The sequence below is a fragment of the Anaerotignum sp. genome (assembly GCF_030625865.1).
Lineage (GTDB): Bacteria > Bacillota > Clostridia > Lachnospirales > Anaerotignaceae > Chakrabartyella.
The window spans coordinates 1-5320 of sequence record NZ_DAOUQB010000075.1 but is presented as its reverse complement, the minus strand read 5'-3'; the positions used below and the strand labels follow the sequence as shown (position 1 = coordinate 5320).

Annotated in this window: 6 protein-coding genes and 1 riboswitch; of the genes, 3 read left to right on the top strand and 3 right to left on the bottom strand. The window is 35.4% G+C overall.

Annotation, left to right across the window (positions count from 1 at the left end; translation table 11 throughout):
• Positions 1-169: 169 nt before the first annotated feature.
• Positions 170-343 carry a hypothetical protein gene (locus P9Q65_RS13010; RefSeq protein WP_304509928.1) on the top strand — a complete coding sequence of 58 codons (174 nt, stop codon included), beginning with the start codon at positions 170-172 and terminating at the stop codon, positions 341-343.
• A complete protein-coding gene (locus P9Q65_RS13005) occupies positions 336-575 on the top strand; it encodes a helix-turn-helix domain-containing protein (protein WP_304509926.1) in 240 nt (79 codons plus the stop codon). The genes P9Q65_RS13010 and P9Q65_RS13005 overlap by 8 nt, the downstream gene beginning before the upstream one ends.
• 39 nt (positions 576-614) lie before the next feature.
• Here P9Q65_RS13005 and pdxT read toward each other — a convergent pair whose 3' ends face one another.
• On the bottom strand, positions 615-1190 hold the full coding sequence (gene pdxT, locus P9Q65_RS13000) for a pyridoxal 5'-phosphate synthase glutaminase subunit PdxT (protein ID WP_304509924.1): 576 nt from the start codon (positions 1188-1190) through the stop codon (positions 615-617).
• Position 1191: 1 nt separating this feature from the next.
• The gene (pdxS, locus tag P9Q65_RS12995) at positions 1192-2067 is read right to left on the bottom strand and encodes a pyridoxal 5'-phosphate synthase lyase subunit PdxS (RefSeq protein WP_304509922.1); all 876 of its coding nucleotides are present in this window, start codon (positions 2065-2067) and stop codon (positions 1192-1194) included.
• A gap of 116 nt (positions 2068-2183) precedes the next feature.
• Between pdxS and pdxR the strand changes: the two genes are divergently transcribed.
• Positions 2184-3581: a MocR-like pyridoxine biosynthesis transcription factor PdxR gene (pdxR, locus tag P9Q65_RS12990; protein WP_304509921.1), complete on the top strand. Its 1398-nt coding sequence runs from the start codon at positions 2184-2186 to the stop codon at positions 3579-3581.
• A 384-nt stretch (positions 3582-3965) separates the two neighbouring features.
• On the opposite strand, the gene P9Q65_RS12985 is transcribed toward pdxR, so the two are convergent.
• Positions 3966-5006 carry a copper amine oxidase N-terminal domain-containing protein gene (locus P9Q65_RS12985; protein ID WP_304509919.1) on the bottom strand — a complete coding sequence of 347 codons (1041 nt, stop codon included), beginning with the start codon at positions 5004-5006 and terminating at the stop codon, positions 3966-3968.
• Between the two features lie 98 nt (positions 5007-5104).
• A riboswitch (cyclic di-GMP riboswitch) is annotated at positions 5105-5188 on the bottom strand.
• Positions 5189-5320 lie beyond the last annotated feature (132 nt).

Genomic DNA, 5320 nt, shown 5'->3' with positions numbered 1-5320 from the left:
TCAATGGTATCTGTAATTTTGTTGAACAAAAGAAAATACATATTTTTATAATCTGTCATAATATCACCTCAAATATATAATAGCATACTGCACATATAAAAACAAGTGTAAATAAAGTGTGTATATATCATATTATTTTAGCACTATACTGTATATGTGAGGTGATATCATGTTTGAAATAAAGAAAACTGAATTTATAAATAAAACATTTAGATTAGAAAAGACATTAGTAGAGAGATTGTCAGAATGTTCCGCCGCACATAATATATCTGTAAATTCTCTCGTTGCTCAGTGCTGTGAATATGCCCTTGACCATATGAAAATAGCGGAAAAGGATGAATAAGAATGCAGATGGTTCCCTAAATCTTTGTGGAAATAAAATTAAAGTATTAAGACAAGCCTTAACCCCTACCGTATCACAGAGAATGCTTGCAGATCAGCTTCAACTTATTGGAATTGACCTAGATAAGAATGCTATTCAAAAAATTGAAAGTGGCAAAAGATTTGTAACAGATATTGAAATTGTTGCTTTCGCTAAGATATTTAATGTCACAACAGATGAACTATTAAAATAGGACTTATGGAAATCTCTTCATAAGCCCTATTTTTTAATATCAGGAATGTTTCCTGCGTATCATCTCTACAAAATATTTATGCACAGATATGTCCTGGGTAAGCTCTGGATGAAAGGCTGTAACCAATTGATTTTTTTGCTTTGCGGCAACAATTTTACCGTTAACGGTTGCTAATACTTCCGCATCATCCTGAACCGAATTAATATATGGTGCCCGAATAAATATCATTGGAATCTTACCAATCCCCTGAAAATTTTCTTCAATTGTAAAACTCCCCAACTGTCTACCGTAAGCATTTCTCTTTGCCACAATGTCCATAGTAGCTAGATGTAATTTATCGTCATTTTCAATATCCTTTGCAAGGAGTAAAAGACCAGCGCAGGTACCAAAAACAGGTAAACCCTGTGCAATCAATTCTTTTATTGGGTCAAAAAGTTTTAGCTCACGAAGCAATTTACCCATGACTGTACTTTCTCCACCGGGAATAATCAATCCATCAAACTCTGTTTGTATATCCTTTTTTTGTCTAATCTCAAAACTTTCTATATGAAGTGCATCCAAAGTGTATTTATGTTCAATAAAGGCGCCTTGCAGTGCCAGAATTCCAACTCTCATATCATTTCCCTCTTTCAGCCATGAGGAGTTCAATTTCCTGTTCATTAATGCCAACCATCGCTTCTCCCAAATCTTGGGAAAGTTCTGCCAATACTTTTGCATCCTTGAAATTTGTAACTGCTTTTACAATGGCACTTGCACGTTTTTCTGGATTTCCGGATTTAAAGATTCCTGAGCCAACAAATACCCCCTCTGCCCCAAGCTGCATCATTAATGCTGCATCAGCAGGTGTTGCGACCCCGCCTGCCGCAAAGTTTACAACTGGAAGTTTCCCATTTTCATGAACATATAAAACCAAATCATAAGGAACTTGCAATTCTTTCGCAACATCAAAAATCTCATCTTCACTCATTGACGTGATACGTCTTATTTCCCTTTGTATCATGCGCATATGGCGAACGGCTTGAACCACGTCCCCTGTGCCTGGTTCACCTTTGGTACGGATCATAGCTGCTCCTTCATTGATTCTACGGAGTGCTTCTCCAAGGTCTTTTGCTCCGCAAACAAAGGGCACATTGAATTTTGTTTTATCAATGTGATATTTATTATCAGCAGGAGAAAGGACTTCGCTTTCATCAATATAATCAATTTCAATGGCTTCCAAAATTTGTGCTTCCGTAAAATGACCAATACGGCATTTTGCCATTACAGGAATGGAAACTGCGGCTTGGATGCCCCGAATCATTTTGGGATCGCTCATACGAGAAACACCACCGGCTGCACGGATATCGGCAGGAATACGTTCTAAGGCCATAACAGCACAAGCACCAGCGGCTTCTGCAATTTTTGCCTGCTCCGGTGTTGTAACATCCATAATCACGCCACCCTTAAGCATTTGTGCTAAATTTTTGTTTAATTCCCATCTCTCGTTTTTCAAGTCAATTCTCCTCTCGGTTTACAAAATAGTTTAACTCTATTATAATGAGAATTGATATTATATAAATAGCCATTTTGATAAAAAATGATAATACCAGATTTAAAGGAGAAAAAGGAATGTTAACCTATAATCTTGAAAATAGAGGGAATACAACGCTATATGAATTTCTTTATACCAGCATAAAAAATGATATTGTAGAAGGAAAAATCATAGCCTACGAAAAGCTTCCCTCAAAAAGAACTCTAGCTGATCATTTAAAAATAAGTACTGTAACCGTAGAAAATGCCTATATGCAATTACTGGTAGAGGGATACATTTATTCTGTTGAAAAAAAAGGATACTATGTTTCAAAGCTACAGAAAAATTTCTTTCACCAAGGAATGGATAGAGGAAAAGTACCCATAAATACACCCAAAAAACAAGACTGTTTTATGGACTTTAAGGCAAATTCCATCAACGCCGAAAACTTCCCTTTTTCTGTATGGTCAAAACTGACACGGGAAGTTTTAAATGAAAAAAATGCGCAGTTGTTACAGAAAATGCCCTTTAACGGAATTGAAGAGTTACGCCATGTTATTGCAGAATACCTATATCGATTTCGGGGTATGGTGGTTTCCCAAGATCAGATTGTTATAGGGGCAGGAACGGAATACTTATATAATTTGCTAATTCAATTTTTTGGAAAAGATATTATATTAGGAGTTGAAAATCCAGGATATTCTAAAATATCTGAAATTTATAAAGCCAATGATGTTGCCTGCGAATACATTTCTTTGGATCAACATGGATTGTCTATTTCGGATTTAGAAAAGAGCAAGTCAAATATTATACATATTTCACCAGCCCATCATTTTCCTACGGGGATTGTTATGCCCATTCAGCGTAGGCAGGAGATTTTAAACTGGGCGAATGAACAAGAAAATAGATATATCATTGAAGATGACTATGATAGTGAATTTCGGTTTACAGGTAGACCAATTCAAACATTGCAAAGTATTGATGAAAATGAAAAGGTCATATATATCAATACATTCACAAAAAGCATTGCTCCAACCATCCGTATTAGCTATATGGTGTTACCGCCCCATTTAATGGAAAGTTTTCGAAAAAAATTGGGGTTTTATTCCTGTACTGTATCCAGTTTTGAGCAATATACTTTGGCTCGTTTTATGGAAAAAGGATATTTCGAAAGGCATATCAATCGTATGCGAAATTTTTATAAATCTCAACGAGATTTAATACTGAAAGAGATCAATGAAAGTGCTTTAGGAAAAAAAGTAAAAGTTTTAGAAAAAGATGCAGGGCTTCATTTTATTTTGGATGTAAATACAAGGCGTACGGATTTGGAAATTATGGAGATGGCACGTGAAAAAGGAATAGAAATTTCCTGCCTATCTGAATATTATATGGGCTCAAAAGAAGATTTGCGTCACAGAATTATCATTAACTACTCCAGTATTGATGGAAAGAAAGTTAGAGAAGCAGTGAATCAACTATTGTGTATTATAGAATAAAAATCTAAGGAAAAATTCAGGTATCCCATTGATGTAATTCTCAGTGAAAAAGAATTTTATGATAGACTAAAATTATAGGTATTTTTGCTATGATAAAAAGTTATATAAACATCATAAATCATAAGAATAAATTATGTTATGGAACTCATATATGTTTATTTTTGCTGTTCTCGTTTAAATTAGCAATTTTTTTATTAAAATTAAAACCACGTGTTAAACGCGTGGTTTGTACTAGCCCTAGAAGGGCTTTTTACTGGCACAGCGTCTTAAAGCGCCAAAAATAGTAGTCAATATTATTATTGACTACCATTTCTTGATAAAATTTAATTAAATAGCAAGTTCAGCACTTGAAATATCCAAAACTTCATCTAATGATGATATTAGTTATTCCCCAACGGTTGTTGTTGTAGTGTCATCTCCTGAAGTCTCAGTCGTTGTCACTGTATTGTCATCTACTGACGCTTCAGTCGTTGTTGTTGTGTCTTCTGATGCTTCAGTTGTTGTTGTATCTTCTGATGCTTCTGTACCATCACTGATATCGATCAATTCATTTTCACTATCCCATTCAGTATTGAAGCCTAATGCTTCGGATAAGAAACGAAGAGGTACATATGTCCTTCCGCAATCCTTAGTAGCCGGTGCACTTATTTCGATAGTCTCACCGTTCACTATACAAGTTGTGCTATTTTCAGTAATTTGAACCACTGTATCACCATTGGTTATTGTTACAGTCTTTGTCTCGGCATCCCAAGACACGTCTCCGCCCAATTCTTCAGATATAGCTCTAAGTGGTACTAATGTTACTCCATTTTTGATATAAGGAGGTGTATCAAATTTAATAAGGTTGTTATTTACTGTTACACTGCCAGCTGATAAAACTTCAGCATCCGCATACATCTGAGCAATCAATTCTTCTGCACCGGAAAATTCCGCAAGTTCCTCATCAGTATACATTGTTTTAACAACCATATAGCGTTCATTAATCGTTTCTTTTATTCGAGCTTGAACACCCTGGATCTGCTCATTTAGTTCATTTATGTTGTCCAAGATAGCTGCCGCACCTTCCTCGTCGCCAGCTGCAAGCATATTTTCATACTGTAATTGAAGAGCTTCTACCTGTTGATTCAAAGAACTTTTTTCTTTCTGTAATTCTTTCTTTTGCTCATTCAATTCATCTTTAAATACCTTTTTGTTCGCTTGACTATTTGATTTTGTTTTCTGACTTGCAGTTTCTGCATTGTTACTTTCCTCTGTAGTGTCTTCAGCAGAATCCGTTGCTGCTACATTACCTTTTGCTTCACTTTTAGCTTCTTTTTGTGAAGAAGAAACCCCAGATTTCCCATTACCAGGTTTCGCCACAACTGGAGTAACTGCCACTGACAATACCAAAGTAAGAGCAAAAAATAGTCTTAATCCCTTTTTCATTTTGCATGCACTTCCCTTCCGTAATAAAATAATTTGAAATAAGTAATAAAAAAACTGCATGCCGAAATTGACACACAGTTAATTACCCCCGTGATCTCTTCGGTAACCCGGCTATCATAGCAAAATGCTTTAGACCCGTGGCTTTGCGTCCTTGGCTTTTACCAAGTTTGCTTTTATCTGAGATATCTTTGTATGTAATTATAACAATTTCGACATATTATGTCAATATTCTCAAAAAACATATTTCTTATAAATTGGAAATTACGCTAGACTCTCTACTTTCTTTCTTATGGCTACGATACCCGAGATCATTA

Coding starts and splice junctions, on each gene's coding strand:
- P9Q65_RS13005 (WP_304509926.1), top strand. CDS start 336: ATGAATAAGAATGCAGATGGTTCCCTAAATCTTTGTGGAAATAAAATT.
- P9Q65_RS13010 (WP_304509928.1), top strand. CDS start 170: ATGTTTGAAATAAAGAAAACTGAATTTATAAATAAAACATTTAGATTA.
- pdxR (WP_304509921.1), top strand. CDS start 2,184: ATGTTAACCTATAATCTTGAAAATAGAGGGAATACAACGCTATATGAA.
- P9Q65_RS12985 (WP_304509919.1), bottom strand. CDS start 5,006: ATGAAAAAGGGATTAAGACTATTTTTTGCTCTTACTTTGGTATTGTCA.
- pdxT (WP_304509924.1), bottom strand. CDS start 1,190: ATGAGAGTTGGAATTCTGGCACTGCAAGGCGCCTTTATTGAACATAAA.